We start from the raw sequence: 19813 nt of genomic DNA on the forward strand, positions 1-19813 counted from the left end.
TGCCGGCCCGGCCGCATCGCTGCGGCCGGGCCGGCAGGGTCCGGTGTGCGGGGTGGTGCGGTGTCCTGGGGTGGTGTCCGGCGGCGCCCGCCGGGCGGTGTCAGTTGTCGGCGATCTGGCGCAGCTCGGCGGTGACCGTCATGTGCGTGTCGTGGACCTCCAGGAACCGCCTGGTCCACTCCAGGGCCTCGGCCTTGTCCTCGGTCCGGATGATGGCGTAGCCGCCGACGACCTCCTTCCCCTCCGCGAACGGGCCGTCGGTGCAGGTGACCCGGCCACCCGACCAGGTGAGCCGGGTGCCCTCGGAGGTGGGGGCGAGCCCGGCCGTGTCCACCATGACCCCGGCCTTGGTGATCTCCTCGAACAGTGCGCCCATCCGCTGCTCGAACTCCGGGCCGGGCGCCTGCGCGGGGGCGCTCTGCTCGTCGACGCGGATCATGGACAGGAAGCGCGGCATGATGACTCCTCGGTCGGTGCGGCGGGGGCGTTTCCCCGCCTCTTCACCCTTGCGTCGAACGGGCCCGGCCCGGATCGACACCTCCCCGGACATTCTTCGGAGAATCTTCCGCGCCGGCCCGTCGGCCGGGGCCGGTCCGGCCCGCATCCGCCGCCGGCGCCGCTCAGAGCCGGACGATGACCAGGGCGGTGTCGTCGGTGGCGGTGCGCTGCGAGAGCAGTTCGGCCAGTACGGAGTCGGCCAGCGCCTCCGGATCCTCTCTCCGGTGCCCGGCGAGCGAGTCCGCGAGCCGGGCCAGCCCGACGTCGATGTCCTCGTACCGGCGCTCGATCAGGCCGTCCGTGTACAGGACCAGCGTGTCCCCCTCCGTGAAGGTGGTGGTCGCCTGCGGTCTGGGGACGTGTTCGGGCCGCGCGCCCAGCGGGGGGTCGGTGGCCCGGTCCAGGAACTCGACCCGGGCGTCCGCGTGCAGCAGCAGCGGCGGCGGATGCCCGGCGCTGCTGTACGTGATCGTCCGGGTGTCCCAGTCGATCAGGGTGCTCACCGCCGTGGTCGACTCGGCGCCCGCCACCGACCGGGCGTACAGCCCCAGCACCTCCAGGGCCTGCGCCGGGCCGTCGGCGACCCGCGAGGCGGCGCTCAGCGCACTGCGCAGCTGGCCCATCACGCAGGCGGCGCGAAGCCCGTGCCCCACCACGTCCCCGACCGCCACGCCGATCCGGTCACCCGGCAGGTCGACCAGGTCGTACCAGTCCCCGCAGACGTTCAGCGCGTCCACCGCCGGCCGGTAGCGCACGGCCACCCCGTGGTGCCCGACCGGGCCGGGCGCCGGCAGCAACGCCTCCTGCAGGGCCAGCGCCACCTCCCGGTCCCGGGCGTGCGCCCGCCGCAGCCGCTCGTTGACCTCCTGCAACTCGCGGGCCCGGGTGTAGAGCTCCGCCTCCAGCACCCGGGCCCGCGACCCCTCGGGGCCGCCACGGGCCCGGATCAGCTCGGTGACCTCCTCCACCCGGTGCACCAGCAGTACCACCCGGCCGTCCGGGCCCAGCACCGCGTCGTTGACCGGACTCCAGTACCGCACCTCCCACACGCCCGGCCGCTTCGCGGACTCCACGTCGTACCGCTGGAGCGCCATCGCGTCCCGCTCGCCGCTCTCCAGCACCCGCTTCAGCGAGGCCGCCAGGTTGCGCGCACCGGTGGCGGAGGGGTCGTTCGGATTGTCGGGGAAGACGTCGAACAGGTAGCGGCCCACCACCTGCTCACGGCTGCGCCCGGACAACCGCAGGAACTCCTCGTTGGCGTCGGCGAACACCAGGTCCGGGGTCAGCAGCGCCACCATGCCCGGCAGGGTCCGGAACACCGCCGCGTAGTCGATCGCTGCTTCCGTCATCAGTGCTGCCCGCCTCGGCTCGCCGACCTGTACCACCAACGATAGGAGCCGTGGCCGCGGCTGCCCTGCGCGACATCGGGGACCGGGCCGTACGGTGCTCCGTATCCGTCCCGTTCAGCCGGCCGGCCGCAGGAAGAGCTCGTCGGCGTAGCACCAGGCCCAGTCCTCGCCCCGCTTGAGCGTCCGGGCCAGGTCGTGGCCCGGCACGGTGTGCGCGTGGGCGTAAGCATGCTTCCCGGGCGAACTGTCGTCGCAGCCCTGATGCCCGCAGACCAGGCATTCGAGCAGGTGGACCCAGCGGCTCCCGGTCCGCAGGCAGCCCTCGCAGCCACGTCGGACGGCCTTCGCGGGCGGCTCCGCCGCCTCGTCCAGATGGGTGCAGTCGGGCCGGACGGAGGCCCCCGGTACCGGGGCGACCTGCCATGCGTGGTGCTCGCTCACGCCGTCCACGATACGCAGGCGGAGCGCGGTCGGCCCGCGTCCGCCCGGCCGGCGGGTCCCACGCTCGTCCGGGCGGGGCCGGCGGGGCGAAATCCGTTGCGCCCCGGGTCGAGCCTCTGCCAGGGTGTGGGTCCAGCCGTGCACCGAGAGGACTCCATGCCGTCACCGTCCGGATTCAGCTACGACCTGCGACCCGACGGCACCGTGGTGGTGTGGCACCACGGCCGGGCCGCCGCCAAGCTGCGCGGCGACCGCGCCACGAGGTTCCTGGCGGAGAGCGCCGGCGGCGACCCCCAACTGGTGATGGCCCGCTGGACGGGCAACTACAAGCGCGGCAACGAACGCACCGCCTCGCGGCACCCGCGCAACGGCCGCTGACCGGGCGGGCACCCGCCCGGCTCCGGCCCCCGTCGCGACGGCCCGGCCCTGGCACGGGCGCGTCCTGCCCGTCATGACCGCCGCCCCTCCGGATGTACCGGGCGGGCGGCGGTTCCGTGCTCTCCGGGGTCTGATCAGGTGCCGAGTACGTCGCTCACCAGGGTGCGGGCCTCCTCCTGCACCTGGGTGAGGTGTTGGGGGCCGTGGAAGCTTTCGGCGTAGATCTTGTAGACGTCCTCGGTGCCGGAGGGGCGGGCGGCGAACCAGGCGTTCTCGGTGGTGACCTTGAGCCCGCCGATGGGGGCGTGGTTGCCGGGGGCCTGGGTGAGGATCGCGGTGATGGGCTCGCCGGCGAGGGTGTCGGCCTTGACCTGTTCGGGGCTGAGCCGCGCCAGCAGGGCCTTCTGCTCCCGGGTGGCGGGTGCGTCCACCCGTGCGTAGGCGGGGTCGCCGTGGCGGGCCGTGAGGTCCGCGTAGCGTTCGGAGGGGCTGCGGCCGGTGACGGCGGTGATCTCGGCGGCGAGGAGGGCGAGGAGGATGCCGTCCTTGTCGGTGGTCCACACCTCGCCGTCGCGGCGCAGGAACGAGGCTCCGGCGGACTCCTCGCCGCCGAAGGCGACCGTGCCGTCGGTCAGGCCGTCGACGAACCATTTGAAGCCGACCGGCACCTCGACCAGGGTGCGTTTCAGTTCCTCGGCGACCCGGTCGATCATGGAGGAGGAGACGAGGGTCTTGCCGATGCCGGCGGTGAGGGACCAGTCGAGCCGGTGGCGGTAGAGGTAGTCGATGGCGACGGCGAGGTAGTGGTTGGGGTTCATCAGGCCGCCGTCGGGGGTGACGATGCCGTGCCGGTCGGCGTCGGCGTCGTTGCCGGTGGCGACCTGGTACTCGTCGCGGCGCGCGATGAGGGAGGCCATCGCGTACGGCGAGGAGCAGTCCATCCGGATCCTGCCGTCCCAGTCGAGGGTCATGAACCGCCAGGTGGGGTCGGCGAGCGGGTTGACGACGGTGAGGTCGATGCGGTGGGTCTCGGCGATGCGTTGCCAGTAGGCGAGGGAGGCGCCGCCGAGGGGGTCGGCGCCGATCCGTACGCCGGCGGCGCGGACGGCGTTCAGGTCGAGTACGGCGGGCAGGTCCTCGACGTAGTGGGTGAGGAAGTCGTGGCGGCCGGTGGTGTCCGCGGCCAGGGCCCGTGCGTAGGGGGTGCGGCGGACCCCGGTGAGGCCGTTGCGGATGAGCTGGTTGGCGCGGTCCTGGATCCAGCCGGTGGCGTCGGAGCCGGCGGGGCCGCCGTTCGGGGGGTTGTACTTGAAGCCGCCGTCGCGGGGCGGGTTGTGGGAGGGGGTGACGACGATGCCGTCGGCGGTGGCGTGGGGGTGGGTGCGGTTGTGGGTGATGATGGCGTGGGAGACGGCGGGTGTGGGGGTCCAGCCGCCGGCGCTGTCGAGGAGGACGTGGACGCCGTTGGCGGCCAGCACCTCGAGTGCGGTGGCGGTGGCGGGTTCGGACAGGGCGTGGGTGTCGGCCCCGAGGAAGAGCGGGCCGGTGGTGCCCCGGGTGGTGCGGTACTCGCAGATGGCCTGGGTGGTGGCGGCGATGTGGTCCTCGTTGAAGGCGGTGTCCAGGGAGGACCCGCGGTGGCCGGAGGTGCCGAAGGCGACCCGCTGGCCGGGCTCGGCCGGGTCGGGGTGCAGCGTGTAGTACGCCGTGACCAGTTCGGCCACGTCCACCAGGTCCCCGGGCTCCGCCGGGGAACCGGCTCGTGCGTGCACCATCGCGATCTCCTTCACCGATCGTCGGACCACTCGGTCGTGCCCCGGCCAGGGCCGACGGGTCCGCTGAAATCTTCATAACCCAACATATTCGAACGTGATACGACATATGCAATCCCGGTGACGGCGCCCGCGTCAAGCGCCCCGCCCGTCTGCCGTCTCCGCCCGCGGCATCCGCCCGCCGCATCGCCCGGATGCCGTACCGCGCCGCCGGCCCGGCCGTGGGACGGATGCGCCCCCGGCGTGGAGGCGACCCCTGCGGCCAGGCACTCCTCCCAAATCCCTGGCGTCGCAGGCCCGTCGGCCCGACCATTGACGGCACGACGAGCCGTGACAGGAGGACAGCCTGTCGCACCGTCAGTTCATTTCCGGCCCGAAGAGGACGAGGATCCAGATGCCCTTCATCGAACCCGCGCCCCCCAGCAAGGCACCCTCGGCCGTGCTCGCGGTGGTCGCACTCGTACTCACCCTGGTCGGCCTGTACCTGTGGCCCTGGTGGTCCTCCGGCTACCGGGACTCGACCTTCCTGGAGTTCCGCCAGGAGTACGCGGACGGGCCGGCCCTGCCCTCGCCCTGGTGGAACGTCTTCTACACCAGCTGGTTCCAGTACGGGTACGTCGTCCAGACCGTGGCGGTGCTGGCGCTGCCCTTCACCGTGGTGCGCCAGGACCGCTGGCACTGGCTGTCGTTGCTGGCCGTGCTCACCTGCGGCTGGCAGCTGATCGGTGTCCTCGGCAGCACCGTCTTCCACACCACCCCCGTCCCCTTCCTGGGCCCGCTCGCCGGGGTCCTCGCGCTGATCGCCTGGGCGCTCGGACGTCGGACGGCGCCCCGTCCGGCCTGAGGCCGTCGCGGCCGCTCCCTCTGTCGGGGGAGCGGCCGCCGCGCCCGCCCGACGGGCTGTCAGCACCGCCCGGTTGAAGGGGATCGTCACCGTCCGCGCGGGCGGGGACCGGCTCCGCCCCGCCCGGACGGAGCCGCGCCGTCCTGCTCCGGCAACCGGGCCAGGGCGCGGACAACTCCTGCTTCTGGGCGCCCGTCCTGGAGCACCTGCCGGAGGAGTACGCGACGAGGCGTAGGACGCGCGGCGAAGCCGTCCGGCGCCGCCCACCGGTGTCCGCCCGGACCAGGCACCTCCGCCCCGGTGCTGGTGCCCCTGACGGCACGAGGGCAGGCAGGGGGCGCCCGGTTGTCGGTGCCTCCGCCTAGCGTGACCCGCATGACCGATTCCCCGCCCCTGCCCGCCGAACTGCGCCCCCTCTTCCGGCGCGTCGCGGCCGGCCACCACGCCCTGAACTCCTCCCTCCCGGCCGGCCGCCTGGTCGGGGCCGAAGAGGGCAGGGACCCGAGGCCCGTGCTGTGGATGAGTGAGGGCCCGGCACCCGTCGGGCTGTGGGAGGCGCTCCACCGCGAGCGACAGACCTCGGGGCTCTGGCCGCTGCTGCTGGCGCCCCTCCGGGACGAGCCGGACTTCCGCCCCTGGGGGTCCCAGGAGCTGTTCCCGGACCAGATGTCGTCGCCCGACAGCCAGGACGCCCCCGACCTGCTGCGCCAGTGGTGGGAGGGGATTGCCGGGTGGGAGGACGAGGACCCTGAGGAGGAGGCCGAGCGCCGCGCGATCACCGCGCCGTTCGGCCCGTCCTGGCCCGGTCTCGCACCCGCCGGCGCCCTGACGCGGAGTCCGGACGAGCACGCGCGGGCCTGCGCCGCCGCCCTGCTGCAGGTCCGGCCGGCGCTCCGGATCGGGCTGGTCGCGGGCACGGACGGCGCGGCAGCCCTGGCGTCCTGCGGGTGGAGCGGCCCGCTGAACCACGAGAACGACATGGGCAGGATCGCCGGTGTGCTCCGCAGTTGGGAGCAGCGATTCGGCGCCCAGGTCGTCGCCGTGGGCTTCGACACCCTCGACCTCGGTGTCGCGGCCCCGCCCGCGAACCTCGACGAGGCCCTGCTGGTCGCCGCCGAGCACCTGGCGCTCTGCCCGGACAACATCCTCCAGGGAGTCGGCACCCTGTCCGCCTACGCGGAACACCTGGTCGACACCGACGTCTGGACGCTGTGGTGGGACTGACGCGTCGGCGCGGCCGGCCGGTGGGGCCGCGCGGCGGGGGAGAACCACCCGCGCGGGGCGGCTCCCGGCCGCCGCACCGGGTGTGCCTGCAGATCCCCCTTGCCCCGCAGGTCACCTGAGGCACTGTCAGTACCGGATGAGATGGTCTGCCACAAGGCGGAGCCCCCCCTCCGCGGCCTCCGGGACAGGAAGAGGAGTGCATCCCGTGCGCATCGTGATCAGTGAGTTCATCAGTCTTGACGGCGTCGTGCAGGCACCGGGCGGACCGGAGGAGGACACCGACGGCGGCTTCGCCCACGGCGGCTGGTCACACCCGTTCTTCGACCCGGAGGTCGTGGGCGGTGCCTTCACCGAGGCGCTGGCGAAGGCGGAGGCGCTGCTGTTCGGGCGCCGCACCTGGCAGTCGATGGCCGCGGCCTGGCCCGAGCGGGCCGGCGACCCGTTCGCGGACCGGATGAACTCCATCCCCAAGTTCGTCGTCTCCAGCACGCTCGACGACGCCGACCTGACCTGGCACAACACCACCCGCGTCCCCGGCGCGGAGGCGGCCGCCCGGATCCGCGAGCTGCGCGACCGGGACGGCGGGGACCTGGCCGTGATGGGCAGCCCCACCCTCGTGCGCTCCCTGCTGACCGAGGGTCTGGTGGACGAACTGCGGCTCATGATCATGCCGGTGCTGCTCGGCGGCGGAAAGTCCGTCTTCCCGGACGACGGCGCGCTGCGCACCCTCGAACTGGTCTCCGCCGTCAGCAGCGGCGCGGGTGTGAACGTGTGCACCTACCGTCCGGTCGCCCGGAAGTAGCGCGGAGCGGACGCCGCGGTGTCAGCCCAGTGCGTCCAGGAGGTCCTGTTCGCGCTCGGCACTGAGCCCGGCCCGCCGGCTCCGCCCCAGGCCCTGCTCGCGCTCCCAGGCCAGGGTGTCGGCCAGCAGCTCGACCCGGGCCCGGTGGCGCAGCCCGGCCGCGCGCGCCGCCGCGCCGCTGCGGGCCGACCAGCCCTCCCAGCCCGGTTCGGCCAGCCACATGGGCAGCGATTCGGGCCCCATGAACTGGGCCACCTCCTTGGCCACCAGCCAGTCCGGCTCGGCGGCGGCCAGCGGGCCGGTGTGCCCGCCGACGGTACGGGACAGCGCGATCCAGTCCCCGAGGGCGAGCACCGGGCCGACGGCGTCGAAGGTGCCGGTGGTCCCGGCCTCGGCGGCGTCCAGCAGCCAGTGGGCGAGGTCGCGCACGTCGACGACCTGGGTCGGTGCGTCCGGCGCCGCGGGCACCAGCATCGGGCCGTGCGGATCCCGGGCGGCCCGGGCCACCCAGTAGCCGGAGCGTCCGCTGTGGTCGCCGGGCCCGCCGATCAGTCCGGCGCGGACGATCAGCAGGCGGTCGCCGAGAGCCGCTGCCGACGCCACCTCACAGGCGGCCTTCGCCTCGCCGTACGCCTCACGTCCGGCCTCCGCCAGCTCGGTCGGAGCGAGCAGGGGAGTGCTCTCGTCCGCGTCCAGCTCGGCATGCGAGGCGTAGGCGCTGACCGAGGACACGTACGTCCAGTGCCCGGCCCGGCCGGCCAGTGCGCCGAGGGCCTCACGGACGAAGCCGGGCTGCCACGAAACCTCGACGACCGCGTCCCAGTCCCGGTCGAGCAGCGCCTCGTAGGCCGCCGGATCGCCACGGTCGGCGGCCACCAGGACCGCTCCCTCCGCCACCGCCCCGCTCTCGCCGCGCGCCAGACAGGTGACCCGGTGCCCGCGCCCGATCGCCTGCCGGGAGACCTCCCGGCCCAACCACGCCGTCCCGCCCAGTACCAGAATGTCCATCCCGCCACTGAAGCACCGAACGCCCTGGAGGCCCAGCCGCTTTCGCTGAGAGCGTGCAGCCGGGCGACCGCGACGGAAGGCTGCTGGGCGCCGCGACGGACCGCGCCGGCCCGGGCGCCGGCCTCGCCGCCCGGTCTGGTTCCCGCCCGGGCCGTGACGCCGGCCGGGGCGCGACTCCCGCGCGGTGGTTCGGCGGGAAATCCGCTGGGCCCGCAGGTCACCGGGGCGGTTCAATGCCGACGTGGAGAACTCTCTGTGGGACAGGATCTCGGCCGAGGGGAAGGCCGAGGTGGACCGGCTCGTCGCCGCCGGCCACTACGTCCAGGCGATCAAGTGGATGCGCGACTGCGCGGAAACGCCGACTCCCGGCATCCATGAGTGCGTCGATCTGCTGAACGAGCGCATCCTCGCCGCCCGGCCGAGCGATTCCGGGGAAACGCGCTGATGTGCCGTCGGTTCCATCACGCCGGTCCGGGCTGGATCGCCCGGGCGCGTCGTCTGCGAGCCCGACGATCATGAAGATCACCGAAGGCGTCCACGCCGTGAGGAGGGTCGCCGGCGCAGGAGTTCGTCAGCCTCCGAAGACCTCGTCCATCGACATCGACCCCGCCTGGCTGCTCCCGCCGGCCACCCAGTGACGGTAGGCGGCGGCGGCCAGCGCATCCGCCCGCGCGGCGCGCTCGGCCGGACTGCCGGCGGCCGCCGCCTGATCGGCGGTCAGGACCCGGGTGACGTAGTCGCTGACGCTGAGACCCGCTTCGGCGGCTGCCGCGCGGACGGCTGACTCCAGCTGCTCCGGCAGCTCGACCAAGGTGGACATGCTGACCACGATACCGACGCAGGCCCGACTCGAAACGTCGCTCGCCGCCTTGCCCGGGCCTTCGGCGGCTCCACGCGCCCCCGTGGCCGCCGTCGGGGCCGGCCCTCCGGCGCTCCGACCGGCGGGAACGGCGTGGGGGCCGGCCCGGATGCGTACGGATGCTCATGTGCGCGAGGACGCCGGTCCCTGGGGTGGCGGTCGGAACCGACAGTGGACCGAGGGGATGTGGTGGGCGAGCAGCGGGCGTTGAGTCGGACGGGTACCGCGGCCGGGGCGGTGGGCCTGGTGCCGGCCGCGGTGGCGCCGCCGGCGGGTGGGTTCGTGCTGTTCCAGGTGCTGGTCCGGAACAGCCTCGACCTCCGGTGGGGGCTCCCGCGGCGCTCGGCGGGCCTCCACGCCGGGCAGGGGCCCAGCGCGCACCGGGCCCCGCCTGCCTCAGTAGCCCCTGACGACGAGTTTGGCCCTGGTCTGGGGCCAGGTGGTGTGCAGGTAGTGGTCCTCGGCGGCGCGCCAGCGCCCGATCCACTCCTCGGGGTTCTCGCCGCGTGCTCGTACGCGCTGCAGGCAGACCTCGCGCGGGGTGTCGACGTAGGCGGTGAAGTGGTAGTAGGGGGCGAGTTCCGGGCGCGCCGCGTAGACCCCTTCGACGATCACCGGGGTGCCGGGGGCGATCTCGCGCCAGGCACCGAGCCGTTCGGTGGGCCAGTCGTAGAGCTGGTACCGGGCGGCCCCGCCGTTCCGCAGCGGGATCAGGACCTGGTCCCGGAGGCGTTCCCAGTCGAAGTAGCGGTGGTAGCCCTGTTCGGCATCGAGCAGTTCCCGCTCGTGGTCGGGCATCGGGCGGTAGAAGTCGTCGACGTGGACGACGTCGGCTCCGTCGAGGAGGCCGGCCACCGCGGCGGCCAGGGTCGTCTTGCCTGATCCCCCGGCGCCGTCGATGGCGACGATCCTGCTGCTCCCCCGGGTGCGGGGCAGCTCCAGGAGGCCGTCGGCGACGTCCTTCGCCCGCTCCGTCACGTCCGCGAGCTGCTGGCGCGTCCGCAGCTCGACGGTCCGTGCGGCGCTCGACAGCACGCTCTCGCCCGCTTCCCTCAGGCCGACTCCCAGCAGCGCCCGGGTGACGGCGACCGAGTCCTGGACCCCGGTACCGAGGTCCCGCAGCAGGCGCTGCACGTCCTCCATGTCCTTGCCCTGCTCCAGCAACCGCTCGCATTGCTCGACCAGGGGGCCGAGGCGTGCGGCACTCTCCGGAGAAAGGTCCTGGACGTTGTCGGACACGAGGACTCCTTGCGGTCGGCGTGCAGGGCGGGGACAACCTACTGTCCGCCCGCCTCAGGAGACCACTCCTTTCCCGTCCTTTCCCGGCCGAGCCGGAGCAGGACCGGCCGCCTGCCGTCAGCGCGCCGGACGGTCCCGCCGAGGGGCCGTGGGCGGTTGTCCTGCTCGGGTTCGCCGCCCGCACGGTCTCGGTCAGCGGCGCCGTGACCTGCCCGGCCGTCGCACCGAAGGACGGGGGACATTTCGGGCGCCGTACGTAGCGGCAGGCATACTGAGCTGCAGGTGCGAGGAATGGGGAGACGGTTCGCATGGAGAAGCCCACGGACTCGATCGAGTACGAGACCATGCTGCTGGGCCGGCACGTCCACATGGGTGCGCGCAGCAAGCGCACCGGCGGGAACCTGGACCGCAGCGCCTACATCCTGCTCAGCCGGCTGCGCATGCAGGGCCCGATGTCGATCGGGGGGCTCAGCGAGGCGTTCGGGCTGGACGCCTCGACCCTCAACCGGCAGACGGCGGCGATGATGCGCGCGGGCCTGGTCGACCGGATCCCCGACCTGGAGGGCGGCATCGCCCGCAAGTTCCGGATCACCGAGGAGGGCGCCCGCCGGTTGGAGGAGGCGCGGACGGAGCTGGTCGGCGGCCTCGACAAGGTGCTGGCCGACTGGTCGGCGGAGGACGTGGCCGAGTTCGCGGCGTTCCTCAAGCGTTTCAACACGGACATCGAGAACCTGCACGGGCGGCCCTGGCCCCGGCCCTGAGGCCCGCCCGGCAGCCGGCTGCGACGGGCGTCGACCGGGGGTGACGACCGGACGGTGTCGAGCCGCCGGGAGTGTCGGTGGCGGGTGCGATGCTGCGGTGATGGACGAGGAGGAGCGGTTGATGCGGGGGCGGGTGTACGGGGCGGACCACGAGGATCCCGACCCGGGGCCGAGGGTGGGGCACGCGTACCGGGAGCTGGTGGCCGGGCCGCTGGACGGACTGCTGCTGGACGTCACCGGTTGGAGCGCCGCGGAACTGGCGGACGGAGCGGCCCTCCCCACCGAGATCGGTGCCCACGGGGCCGGTGGCCGGGCCTGCTACGGGCCGCGAGCAGGCGATCCGTCGCGATGGGACTGGGAGGGCGACGTGCCCTGACCGTTCCGGGCACACGGGCGCACAGGCACACGGGCGCACAGGCACACGGGCACACGGGCCCCGGTCACCCGGAACGGGTCGGCAGTGCGTCCCGGGGCGGGTGCCGGACCGTCAGGGGCGCCGGCCCCAGGCCGTGACCAGCCCGGGGGAGAGGTCCGCGACGGTGCCGGAGGCGATCGACTCGGCGGCCTCCGCGAGCAGGCCGGCGTCCACGTGGCCGGTGGCCAGCATCGCCTCGCGGGTGCGCTCCCAGGTCTCCAGCCAGAACGCGCCGATCGGGCTGCCGGCGGTCAGTTCGGGTACCTGGATCTCCGCCCCGACCTCGGTCAGCCCCAGGTCGCGGAGCAGCCGGGGGTATTCGGGCGTCCAGCTGACGTCCGTCCCGATCGTGCTGCGCAGGGCCTGCCACATCGCCCGCATGGCCAGCCGGTAGGGGGTGTCCGGCGGGGCCGCGGTAGTGAGGTCGACGGCGTCGCCGAGCACCAGGCGGCCGCCCGGGTTGAGCAGTTCGCACAGCCGGGCGGCCACCCGCCGGTGTTCGGGGAGGTGCATCAGCACGAAGCGGGCGTGGACGATGTCGAACCGGCCGGGGGCGAAGCCGGGCTCGGTGACGTCCGCGGCCAGGGTCCGCAGCGCGCCGCCCGTGTACGGCTCCAGGAAGCGGACGTCACGGTCCACCGCGAGCACCTCGTCGACGCCGGCTTCGGTGGCGAGCCAGCGCGCGATGGTGCCGGTGCCGGCACCGATGTCGAGGCATCGGGTGCCCGGCCCGGCGCCCAGGGCGAGCAGCCGGGCCCGGGTGAAGGTGTCGTAGGCCATGGAACCCAGGTCGATCCGCTCGCCCTCGCCGGGTTTCCACGGCTCGAAGAGGGCCTCGCCGTAACCGGTGCCGACCATGTCCACCCGGCCGCCGGTCGAGCGTGTGCCGTCGCGTGCCCCGGAGGGGGCGGCCGGCCGGGTGTCGGGGCCGGATCTCGTCCCGCCTGCCGTGTGCGCCGCCTCGCCGGTGCCGGCGGGACGGGCCGCGGCCGCCGGACGGGTCGTGCCCGCCTCGCCGCCGGGCGGCCCGACGGGCCCTTCGTCTGGGGACACCGCGTCCTCCGTCCGTCGTCCACGGCCCTCGGGGGAGCGGTCGCGGTCTGTCGCTGCGGACACCTACGAGCCTATCCGGCATCGGCCTGGCGCACCGGTCCCACCGGTAGGGCGGGCGGCGGCCCCGTCCGGGCGAGCATCACGAGCGCGGTGCCGGTGCGCGCCGCCGGGAATTCGCTGGCCGGGTGGCGGCCGGTGCTGATCTCATGCGGGCATGGACCACGACCTCCCCGCCGATTACGAACTCTCCACCGACCCGGCCCGCCTCGACAAGGACCTGGTCCACCGGTGGCTTTCGCAGGACGCCTACTGGGCACTGGGCCGCCCGCGCGAGAAGCACGACCTGGCCGTCGAGAGCTCCCTCAACTTCGGCATCTACGAACGCTCCGCCGGTGCCCAGGTCGGCTACGCCCGGGTGGTCACCGACCGGGCCACCTTCGCCTGGCTGTGCGATGTCTACGTCGCGCCGCAGGCCCGTGGCCGGGGATTGGGCACGGCGCTGGCTGCCGCCGTCCGCGATCATCTCGCCCCCTACGGGGTGCGCCGCGTCCTGCTGGCCACCGCGGACGCGCACGGGGTGTACGCCAAGGCGGGCTTCGTGCCGCTGCCGAAGCCGGACTGGTGGATGGCGATCGTCAACGAGTGAGCCGGCGGCCGGACCCGGGCCTCCGGCCGCGGACGCGTGGGGGCGCGAGCGTACGCCGCCGCGCCCCACGCGTCTCAGCAGTGCCGGCCCGGGGCCGCGCCGCGGGTGACCAGGACGGGGGTGTGGTGGCCCGGGGCGTGGTGGCGGTCGTGAACCGTCCTGCCCGCCTTGATGGTCTCCTCGACGGTGATGTCCTTGATCTTCGCCCCGGGGACGGTGAGCGGGTTGTGGCTGAGGACGACCAGGTCGGCCAGCTTCCCTACCTCGATGCTGCCCTTGTCCCGCTGCTCGAAGTACTGGTGGGCGGCGTTGACGGTGAGGGACTTCACCGCGTCCAGCGCTGAGACCCGCTGGTGCTCGCCGAGCACGTACCCGGAGCGGGTGACCCGGGTGACCTGGCTGGCCAGGATGGCGATGGAGTTGGGCAGCGCGACGGGGGCGTCGTGGTGGGAGGTGTAGATCATCTTCCGGTCCAGCGCCCAGCGGGCGGGGGAGATGTCCTTCGCCCGCTCCGGGCCGAGGACGGTCTTGCGGTACCAGTCACCCCAGTAGTACGTGTGCATGGAGAAGAACGACGGGATGACGCCGAGCTCGGCGAAGGCGTCGATCTGGTCCTCGCGGGCGGTCTGGGCGTGGATCGCCACCGGTCGCCGGTCGCCCGGTTCGGCCTCGGCGCTGACGGTCCGGACGGTGGTGATGAACTGGTCGACGGCGGCGTCGCCGTTGACGTGCGCGATGACCTGCCAGCCCTGCTCGAAGCCGGTGCCGAGCTGGGCCAGCGCCGTCGCGTCGTCGAGGACGGGGTAGCCGCGGTAATCCGGCCCGGTGCCGTCCGGCGGGGTGGTGTAGGGCCGGGTGAGCCAGGCCGTGCGGCCCTGGGGCGAGCCGTCCAGGACCATCTTGATCCCGGCGGCCCGCAGTCCGCCGTCGTACTCCCGGCTCGCCCGGACCCGCTCCGGGTGGGTGAGGGCCTCGTCCGCCTTCACGTAGACGACCACGTCGATCGGCAGGCCCGCCACGGAGTCCTTCACGGCCTCCCGCAGTGCGTCCAGCGTGTCGAGGGTGGCGGCCCCCTCCTGCACGGTGGTGAAGCCGAAACTCGCGGCGGCCGCCAGACCCGTCGACAGGAACCGGGCGATGTCGTCCTCGTGCATGCCCGTCACGGCCAGGCCGTAGGCCGGGTTGAAGGCCGACTCCTCCAGGACGCCGTCGGGCGTGCCGAACGGCTGGGCGTCGTCCTCGCGCCGGATCACACCACCGCTCGGGTTCGGCTGCCCGGCGTCGTACCCGAGGAGTTCGAGGCCACGGCTGTTGACCGCGCCGAGGTGGAAGGACTGGTGGACGGCCAGCACCGGCCGGTCGCGGCTCACCTCGTCCAGGTCCTGGCGGGTGGGGTGCTGCTTCCCGGCGAGCATCGAGTCGTCGTAGCCGAATCCGATGATCCACTCGGAGCGCCCGCCCACCTCGCCGGCGGCGAACTCGCGCAGCGCGGCCTGCAGCGAGGGGATGTCGGTGACCTCGCCGTCGGGTTCGGGCAGCAGGTTGGCGATGCTGGCCTGCAGACCGGTGCCGGTGAGGTGGCCGTGGGCGTCGATGAAGCCGGGCAGCAGCGCCCGTCCTTGCAGGTCGCGGAGCCGGGTGTGCGGGCCCTGCCAGTCGGCGACCGCCCGCGCGTGATCGCCGACATGGACGATCCTGCCGTCCTTGACCGCCACCGCCTCGGGCGGCGAAGTCTCCGGCCCGTCGGCCACCGTCACGATCTCCCCGCCGAAGAAGATCACATCCGCGTCCCCGGGTGCCGCACCGTGTGCTGAGTCCATCGCCATGACCAGGCCGTTCCTCGCGTCGATCACCATGAGTGCCGTCGACGACACTCTAAGTGGTCATGCGGGTGCGGATGGTTCCGGCACGCACCGTCGAACGCGTCGGACCGCGCGGACCGTCGGTTCCCGGCCATTCTCCAGCGGGCGGGCCTGTCGCCGGGGGCAGGGGGCAGACGGGCTGCGGGCCGCCCGACCGCTTCGGGGCCGGCCCCCGGACACCCGAAGGAGACCACCGTGAGCAATCCCGTACCCCCAGGCCTGTCGATCGCGGAGCTGACCGCGGAGGCCGCCGAACTGATGCGCAGCGCCGCGCTGTCCACCTCCCGGAGCAGCCACCCCGGACTGGTCCACCCGTCGGACGCCGCCGAGACCGCGGCGGCGCTGGCCGGCCTGACCGCGCGGCTGCCGGAACTCCTCGACGTTCTGGCCGGCTTCCTCAGCAGTGAGCAGGCCGCCGGGCGGATCGGGCCGGGCCCCGGCGAGGATCCTGGCGCCGGCTCCGGCTACGACGCCCTGCGGTCCGCCCGTGACGCTCGCGAGCAGCTCTACGAGGCGGGCCGGACGGCGGCCCTGCTCGCCGAGTCGCTGGCCTCGGCCGCCGTGGTGCTGGCGCCGCTCGGTTCCGCCCATCCGGCCGGGCGGCCGGCCGAGCCGCACGTCTGAGGGTGCGGGCGCTCAGGGTTTGTCGCGGCCGTCGGAGCGGTGCCGGGAGATCTGCTCCCGGGCGGTGTGCCACCGTGAACGGGTCTGGTCGACCACGTTGGCCCACTGCCGTCTGATCTCGTCGTCGGCGGGGCGCTGCCCGCGGCGGATCCGGTCGAGTTCGTCGCCCACCTCCCGCCCGAGCGCGGCCGAGGCGACGATCACCAGCATGGCGCCGAAGAGCGCCGAGATCAGCGCGAGCACGGCGCCGAGGGAGCCGTAGCGGGTGGCGTAGGAGTTGAAGAGGCGCGGGAGGTAGAGGCTCGCGCCCATCGAGTAGACCGCCGTGAGAGCGGAGGCGACGATGCCGAACGGCAGCAGCAGGCGGCGGGGGATCCGGCGGGCGGAGAGGATCCAGCCCGTCCAGCAGAGGAAGGCCCCCGTCACCGGGGCGGAGCAGAGGGCCGCCCCCAGTTCCAGCCGGCCGCTGCCGAAGAGCACCCGGATCCAGCTCGTGACGGTCAGGTAGGCCCCCAGGGTGAGGATCCACCACAGGCCGTTCGGGGTGTTGCGCACGCTCAGCGGCTTGAGCTCCCAGGTCTGTTCGAACAGTCGCTGGGCGGCCCGGGTGAAGCTGAGGACCGAGATCATCAGGAACAGTGCCCCGAGGACGCCCACGCCCGGGTCCGCCTCGCTGGTGGTGGGGGCGAAGAGGCTGCGCACCGCCTCGGCGCCGCCGCCGGTGAGGCTGTAGCGGCTGATGATGCGGCTCGCCACGTCGTTGCTCCCGAACCGGCTCAGCACCGCGGCGCCGAGGATCGTGAAGGGGATCAGCGAGGTCAGCGCGCTGGAGGCGAGTGCCATCGAGCGGTCGAAGCCGACGATCTTCTGGAAGCGGTTCACGACGCGCAGGGCGAAGTCCGGGCGCAGCCAGAAGGTCAGCGTCCGGAGAACGCGCTCGCGGTCGATGCTGGCCGTCGTGCCCTCCTCGGGGCGGGACAGGGCCGGCGTCCCCGGTGCTACCGGGGGCGGGCCGGGTCCGTCGGGTCGGCCGGGTCGTGGGGCGGGTGCGGGCCGGGCCGCCCGGGGGCGGGGGCTTCGGCACCGGGCGCGCGGGGCTGGGTCGCGGGGATGCGCTGGGTGAAGAAGAGGGCGCCGAGCCCGGCGAAGGCCAGGACGGCGAGCGCGGCCCGCAGGCCGTCCAGCCTGGCCTCGGCGTTCGCGTCCAGGGCGGCGGCGGTCACCTCGGGCGAGGCGTTCGCGTCGTCCAGCGCGGTGGTGAGCTGGGCGTCCGAGAGGAAGGGCACACCGGCGGCGAGTTCGGTGCTCGCCCGCGTCTTGACCTGGTCCGGGACGGCCGGGTTCTGCTCGACGCTGGTGAGGAACGAGGTGGTCAGGGTGGCGATCATGATGGAGCCGGCCAGGGCGGTGCCGATCGAGGCGCCGAGGTTGGTGACCGTGTTCTGGACACCGCCCACCTCGGCGCTCTTCTCGTCCGGCACCGCAGAGACGGTGACCGAACCGAGCTGGGAGGCCAGCGCCCCCATCCCCAGGCCGATCAGCAGCAGCGGCACGGTGACGACGGCCGCGTCCGCGTCCGCGTCCAGGGCGGCGAGCATCACCAGCGCCCCGGCGAGCATGGAGAGGATGCCCAGGCGCACCACCCGCCGGGGAGAGACGTCGGGCAGGAACCTGGGGATGGCGAGCGCGGCGGCCAGCAACGTGAGGGAGAGCGGCAGGATCCGCACGCCGGTCATCAGCGCGGAGAGGCCGAGGGCGACCGACAGGTAGAGCGGGACGAGGAAGAACACGCCCATCTGCACGAGGTACTGGAAGAAGAACATGGTCAGACCGCCGGTGAGCTGCCGGTTGCGCAGCAGCGCCGGATCGACCAGCGGCTCGGTGCCCCGGCGGGTCAGGCGGCCCTCCCAGCGGAGGAAGAGCCAGGTCAGCAGCAGGCCGGCCAGCATCAGCCACACCGTCGCCGAGACGCCCAGCCAGGCCGGGGCGTCCGGCTTCGGCAGGAACCAGCCCCAGGTGCCGGAGCGAAGGACCCCGAAGACGAAGAGGCCGATGCCGAGCGCCGAGAGGACGGCACCGACCACGTCCAGGCGCGGGCGGTGGTCCGGCGGAGCGTCCGCCAGCTTGCGCGCCAGCAGCAGGATGCCGAGCACCACCACGACCTCGCCCGCGAACACCCAGCGCCAGGAGAAGTACGTGGTCGCGACGCCGCCGATCAGCGGCCCGAGCGCGATGGCGATCGCTCCGGCCGCGGTGACCAGGCCGTAGGCGGCGGGCCGGCGCTCGACGGTGAAGTTCCCGGCCACCAGGGCCACGATGGCCGGCAGGATCAGCGCCGCCCCGATCCCCTCCAGCAGCGACCAGCCGAGCAGCAGGACGGGGAGGTTCGGCGCCAGCGCGGTGGTGGCGGAGCCGGCCCCGTAGATCACGCAGCCGATGGTGAAGGCCCGCTTGCGGCCGATGATCGCGCCGACCTTGCCGCCGGAGATCATCAGCATCGCCATGACGAGCGTGTAGGCGGTGATGGCCCCCTGGAGCCCGCTCACCGTGGTGCCCACGTCCTCGGCCACGGTGGCGATCGACACGTTCATCACGGAACTGTCCAGGGCCATCAGGAACTGTCCGGCGGCCAGCGTCGCCAGGACGAGGGTGGCTCCGGCTCTACCGGCGGTCTCTGTTCCGGCGCGCATAGGCGAAGCCTGCCACGTGGCCGGGAAACCGGCCGCAGGCGTTCCGGCCGGTTCAGCCGAATGGCGGCGGCCGGTCCGGGCCGGTCCGGGGGAGTCCCGCGTCCATGGCCCCGGCGGTGGACGACCGTCGTCCGGGACCGTCGTCCGGGGCCGTTGTCGGTGGCGGGGCCTAGCCTGGCCCTGGCCATGTTCCGGATGACAGGGAGAGCCCATGACCACGCTCGCCGACCGACCTGACACCGCGCTGCTCGTGATCGACGTGCAGAACGGCGTGGTGGGGGACGCGTACGACCGTGACAAGGTCGTCGCCAACATCGCCACCCTGGTCGACCGGGCCCGGGCCGCCGGGATCGAGGTCGTCTGGGTCCAGCACAGCAGCGCCGAGCTGCCCCGGGAGAGCGACCGCTGGCAGTACGTGCCCGAGCTGCGGCGGCGCGACGCCGAGCCGCTGGTGCACAAGACCTACGCAGACTCCTTCGAGGAGACCGACCTGGAGCCGGTGCTCGCCGAGCGCGGCATCGGGCGGCTCTTCGTGGCGGGCGCGCAGACCGACGAGTGCATCCGCTCGACCCTGCACGGCGCGATCGTCCGCGGTTACGACGCCCTGCTGGTGGCCGACGCCCACACGACCGAGGACCTCTCCTCCTTCGGCGCCCCGCCGCCCGAGCAGGTGATCGCCCACACGAACCTGTACTGGACGTACCACGCCGCCCCGGGCCGGACGGCGGGGACGGTGGCCACGGCGGACGTCGACTTCGCGGCGGCGCCACCCGCCTGACCCGCGCGGACCCGGCCGCCCCTCGAAGCTCCTCGGACGTCCACGTACGGCCCTTGTGGGGCAAGGCATGGGTCTGTGCTGGGCGCACCTGTCCGAGGCCTTGGGGCGGCCCGCCCGTGATCAGCGCCACGGGTGAGGAACCGCACGTTCGTCCCCCGCCGGCCCGGTGCCACCCGTACCGTTCCTCCACGGCTGCCCCGGACAGGGACGGTCCAGGACGGGACGGCGGGAGCGACGGTGGCGGCAGGCGGCCAGGACGCGGCGGCGCAGATGGAGATCTGCGCCGCCTGCCTCGCCGTGCGCGAACGCACCCCGCACGGCGGCTGCGCCTGGCCCTGCCCGGACCGCCCCCGCCCGGCCGGGGACCGGATCGACGACCTGCTGCGGGTACCGCCCGACGAACTGGAACTCCCCGGCGGCGCGGCCGGCCGGGCGCAGGAACCGAAGGGCCCGGACGGGCAGGCTCCGAGGCCGACCGGGTCGGGCTGGGCCCGGGGCAGGCTCGCGGCCGCCTTCCCGCTGCGGCGGCGCCGGCCGCCGTCGGCCGGGCCGGCCTAGGCGGCCGGGCCC

At 73.9% G+C, this 19813-nt stretch carries 22 protein-coding genes; 11 read left to right on the forward strand and 11 right to left on the reverse strand.

Features of this window, described 5'->3' with window-relative positions; all coding sequences use genetic code 11:
* Nucleotides 1-100 precede the first annotated feature (100 nt).
* The 3 genes from J2S46_RS39230 to J2S46_RS39240 form a co-directional block, all read right to left on the reverse strand.
* Nucleotides 101-457, reverse strand: coding sequence for a YciI family protein (locus tag J2S46_RS39230; protein ID WP_073925542.1), 357 nt, complete (start codon nt 455-457; stop codon nt 101-103).
* 163 nt (nt 458-620) lie between these two features.
* Nucleotides 621-1847: a PP2C family protein-serine/threonine phosphatase gene (locus J2S46_RS39235; protein ID WP_191290959.1), complete on the reverse strand. Its 1227-nt coding sequence runs from the start codon at nt 1845-1847 to the stop codon at nt 621-623.
* A gap of 114 nt (nt 1848-1961) precedes the next feature.
* On the reverse strand, nt 1962-2288 hold the full coding sequence (locus J2S46_RS39240; protein WP_307352671.1) for a UBP-type zinc finger domain-containing protein: 327 nt from the start codon (nt 2286-2288) through the stop codon (nt 1962-1964).
* A 156-nt stretch (nt 2289-2444) separates the two neighbouring features.
* On the opposite strand from J2S46_RS39240, the gene J2S46_RS39245 reads away from it, so the two are divergent.
* The gene (locus J2S46_RS39245; RefSeq protein ID WP_191290958.1) at nt 2445-2666 is read left to right on the forward strand and encodes a hypothetical protein; all 222 of its coding nucleotides are present in this window, start codon (nt 2445-2447) and stop codon (nt 2664-2666) included.
* 134 nt (nt 2667-2800) lie between these two features.
* Here the strand turns inward: J2S46_RS39245 and pgm are convergent, their stop codons facing one another.
* Nucleotides 2801-4441, reverse strand: coding sequence for a phosphoglucomutase (alpha-D-glucose-1,6-bisphosphate-dependent) (pgm, locus tag J2S46_RS39250; protein ID WP_191290957.1), 1641 nt, complete (start codon nt 4439-4441; stop codon nt 2801-2803).
* Between the two features lie 391 nt (nt 4442-4832).
* On the opposite strand from pgm, the gene J2S46_RS39255 reads away from it, so the two are divergent.
* From J2S46_RS39255 to J2S46_RS39265, 3 genes are all read left to right on the forward strand, one after another.
* Nucleotides 4833-5282 (forward strand): hypothetical protein, encoded by a 450-nt coding sequence (locus J2S46_RS39255; protein ID WP_191290956.1) that lies wholly within the window; start codon nt 4833-4835, stop codon nt 5280-5282.
* Between the two features lie 375 nt (nt 5283-5657).
* Nucleotides 5658-6506, forward strand: coding sequence for a DUF4253 domain-containing protein (locus J2S46_RS39260; protein ID WP_191290955.1), 849 nt, complete (start codon nt 5658-5660; stop codon nt 6504-6506).
* A 205-nt stretch (nt 6507-6711) separates the two neighbouring features.
* Nucleotides 6712-7308: a dihydrofolate reductase family protein gene (locus tag J2S46_RS39265; protein ID WP_191290954.1), complete on the forward strand. Its 597-nt coding sequence runs from the start codon at nt 6712-6714 to the stop codon at nt 7306-7308.
* A gap of 21 nt (nt 7309-7329) precedes the next feature.
* On the opposite strand, the gene J2S46_RS39270 is transcribed toward J2S46_RS39265, so the two are convergent.
* A complete protein-coding gene (locus J2S46_RS39270) occupies nt 7330-8316 on the reverse strand; it encodes an NAD-dependent epimerase/dehydratase family protein (protein ID WP_191290953.1) in 987 nt (328 codons plus the stop codon).
* Between the two features lie 241 nt (nt 8317-8557).
* On the opposite strand from J2S46_RS39270, the gene J2S46_RS39275 reads away from it, so the two are divergent.
* Nucleotides 8558-8761 carry a hypothetical protein gene (locus J2S46_RS39275; protein WP_190215071.1) on the forward strand — a complete coding sequence of 68 codons (204 nt, stop codon included), beginning with the start codon at nt 8558-8560 and terminating at the stop codon, nt 8759-8761.
* Nucleotides 8762-8887: 126 nt separating this feature from the next.
* Here the strand turns inward: J2S46_RS39275 and J2S46_RS39280 are convergent, their stop codons facing one another.
* Together J2S46_RS39280 and J2S46_RS39285 are read right to left on the reverse strand one after the other, a co-directional pair.
* Nucleotides 8888-9136, reverse strand: a complete 249-nt coding sequence (locus tag J2S46_RS39280; protein WP_190215070.1) for a hypothetical protein — start codon at nt 9134-9136, stop codon at nt 8888-8890.
* 435 nt (nt 9137-9571) lie between these two features.
* Complete coding sequence (locus tag J2S46_RS39285) at nt 9572-10414, reverse strand: uridine kinase family protein (protein WP_191290952.1); 843 nt, start codon at nt 10412-10414, stop codon at nt 9572-9574.
* A 308-nt stretch (nt 10415-10722) separates the two neighbouring features.
* Between J2S46_RS39285 and J2S46_RS39290 the strand changes: the two genes are divergently transcribed.
* A complete protein-coding gene (locus tag J2S46_RS39290) occupies nt 10723-11175 on the forward strand; it encodes a MarR family winged helix-turn-helix transcriptional regulator (RefSeq protein ID WP_073926758.1) in 453 nt (150 codons plus the stop codon).
* 100 nt (nt 11176-11275) lie between these two features.
* Nucleotides 11276-11551 (forward strand): hypothetical protein, encoded by a 276-nt coding sequence (locus J2S46_RS39295; protein WP_191290951.1) that lies wholly within the window; start codon nt 11276-11278, stop codon nt 11549-11551.
* A 111-nt stretch (nt 11552-11662) separates the two neighbouring features.
* Here the strand turns inward: J2S46_RS39295 and J2S46_RS39300 are convergent, their stop codons facing one another.
* Complete coding sequence (locus J2S46_RS39300) at nt 11663-12448, reverse strand: class I SAM-dependent methyltransferase (RefSeq protein WP_191291060.1); 786 nt, start codon at nt 12446-12448, stop codon at nt 11663-11665.
* Nucleotides 12449-12857: 409 nt separating this feature from the next.
* On the opposite strand from J2S46_RS39300, the gene J2S46_RS39305 reads away from it, so the two are divergent.
* Nucleotides 12858-13289: a GNAT family N-acetyltransferase gene (locus J2S46_RS39305; protein ID WP_191290950.1), complete on the forward strand. Its 432-nt coding sequence runs from the start codon at nt 12858-12860 to the stop codon at nt 13287-13289.
* A 74-nt stretch (nt 13290-13363) separates the two neighbouring features.
* Here J2S46_RS39305 and J2S46_RS39310 read toward each other — a convergent pair whose 3' ends face one another.
* Nucleotides 13364-15109, reverse strand: coding sequence for an amidohydrolase (locus J2S46_RS39310; protein WP_307352677.1), 1746 nt, complete (start codon nt 15107-15109; stop codon nt 13364-13366).
* Between the two features lie 237 nt (nt 15110-15346).
* Between J2S46_RS39310 and J2S46_RS39315 the strand changes: the two genes are divergently transcribed.
* On the forward strand, nt 15347-15775 hold the full coding sequence (locus J2S46_RS39315; RefSeq protein ID WP_191290948.1) for a hypothetical protein: 429 nt from the start codon (nt 15347-15349) through the stop codon (nt 15773-15775).
* 12 nt (nt 15776-15787) lie between these two features.
* On the opposite strand, the gene J2S46_RS39320 is transcribed toward J2S46_RS39315, so the two are convergent.
* Entirely contained in the window at nt 15788-16657 is an 870-nt protein-coding gene (locus tag J2S46_RS39320; RefSeq protein ID WP_229912860.1) for a YhjD/YihY/BrkB family envelope integrity protein, read from the reverse strand.
* A 116-nt stretch (nt 16658-16773) separates the two neighbouring features.
* Complete coding sequence (locus J2S46_RS39325; RefSeq protein ID WP_191290947.1) at nt 16774-18465, reverse strand: MFS transporter; 1692 nt, start codon at nt 18463-18465, stop codon at nt 16774-16776.
* Between the two features lie 211 nt (nt 18466-18676).
* Between J2S46_RS39325 and J2S46_RS39330 the strand changes: the two genes are divergently transcribed.
* Together J2S46_RS39330 and J2S46_RS39335 are read left to right on the forward strand one after the other, a co-directional pair.
* On the forward strand, nt 18677-19243 hold the full coding sequence (locus J2S46_RS39330; RefSeq protein ID WP_191290946.1) for a cysteine hydrolase family protein: 567 nt from the start codon (nt 18677-18679) through the stop codon (nt 19241-19243).
* Between the two features lie 237 nt (nt 19244-19480).
* Nucleotides 19481-19801, forward strand: coding sequence for a hypothetical protein (locus J2S46_RS39335; protein ID WP_307352681.1), 321 nt, complete (start codon nt 19481-19483; stop codon nt 19799-19801).
* Nucleotides 19802-19813 lie beyond the last annotated feature (12 nt).

The sequence above is a fragment of the Kitasatospora herbaricolor genome, from assembly GCF_030813695.1.
In the GTDB taxonomy this organism is placed as follows: domain Bacteria; phylum Actinomycetota; class Actinomycetes; order Streptomycetales; family Streptomycetaceae; genus Kitasatospora; species Kitasatospora herbaricolor.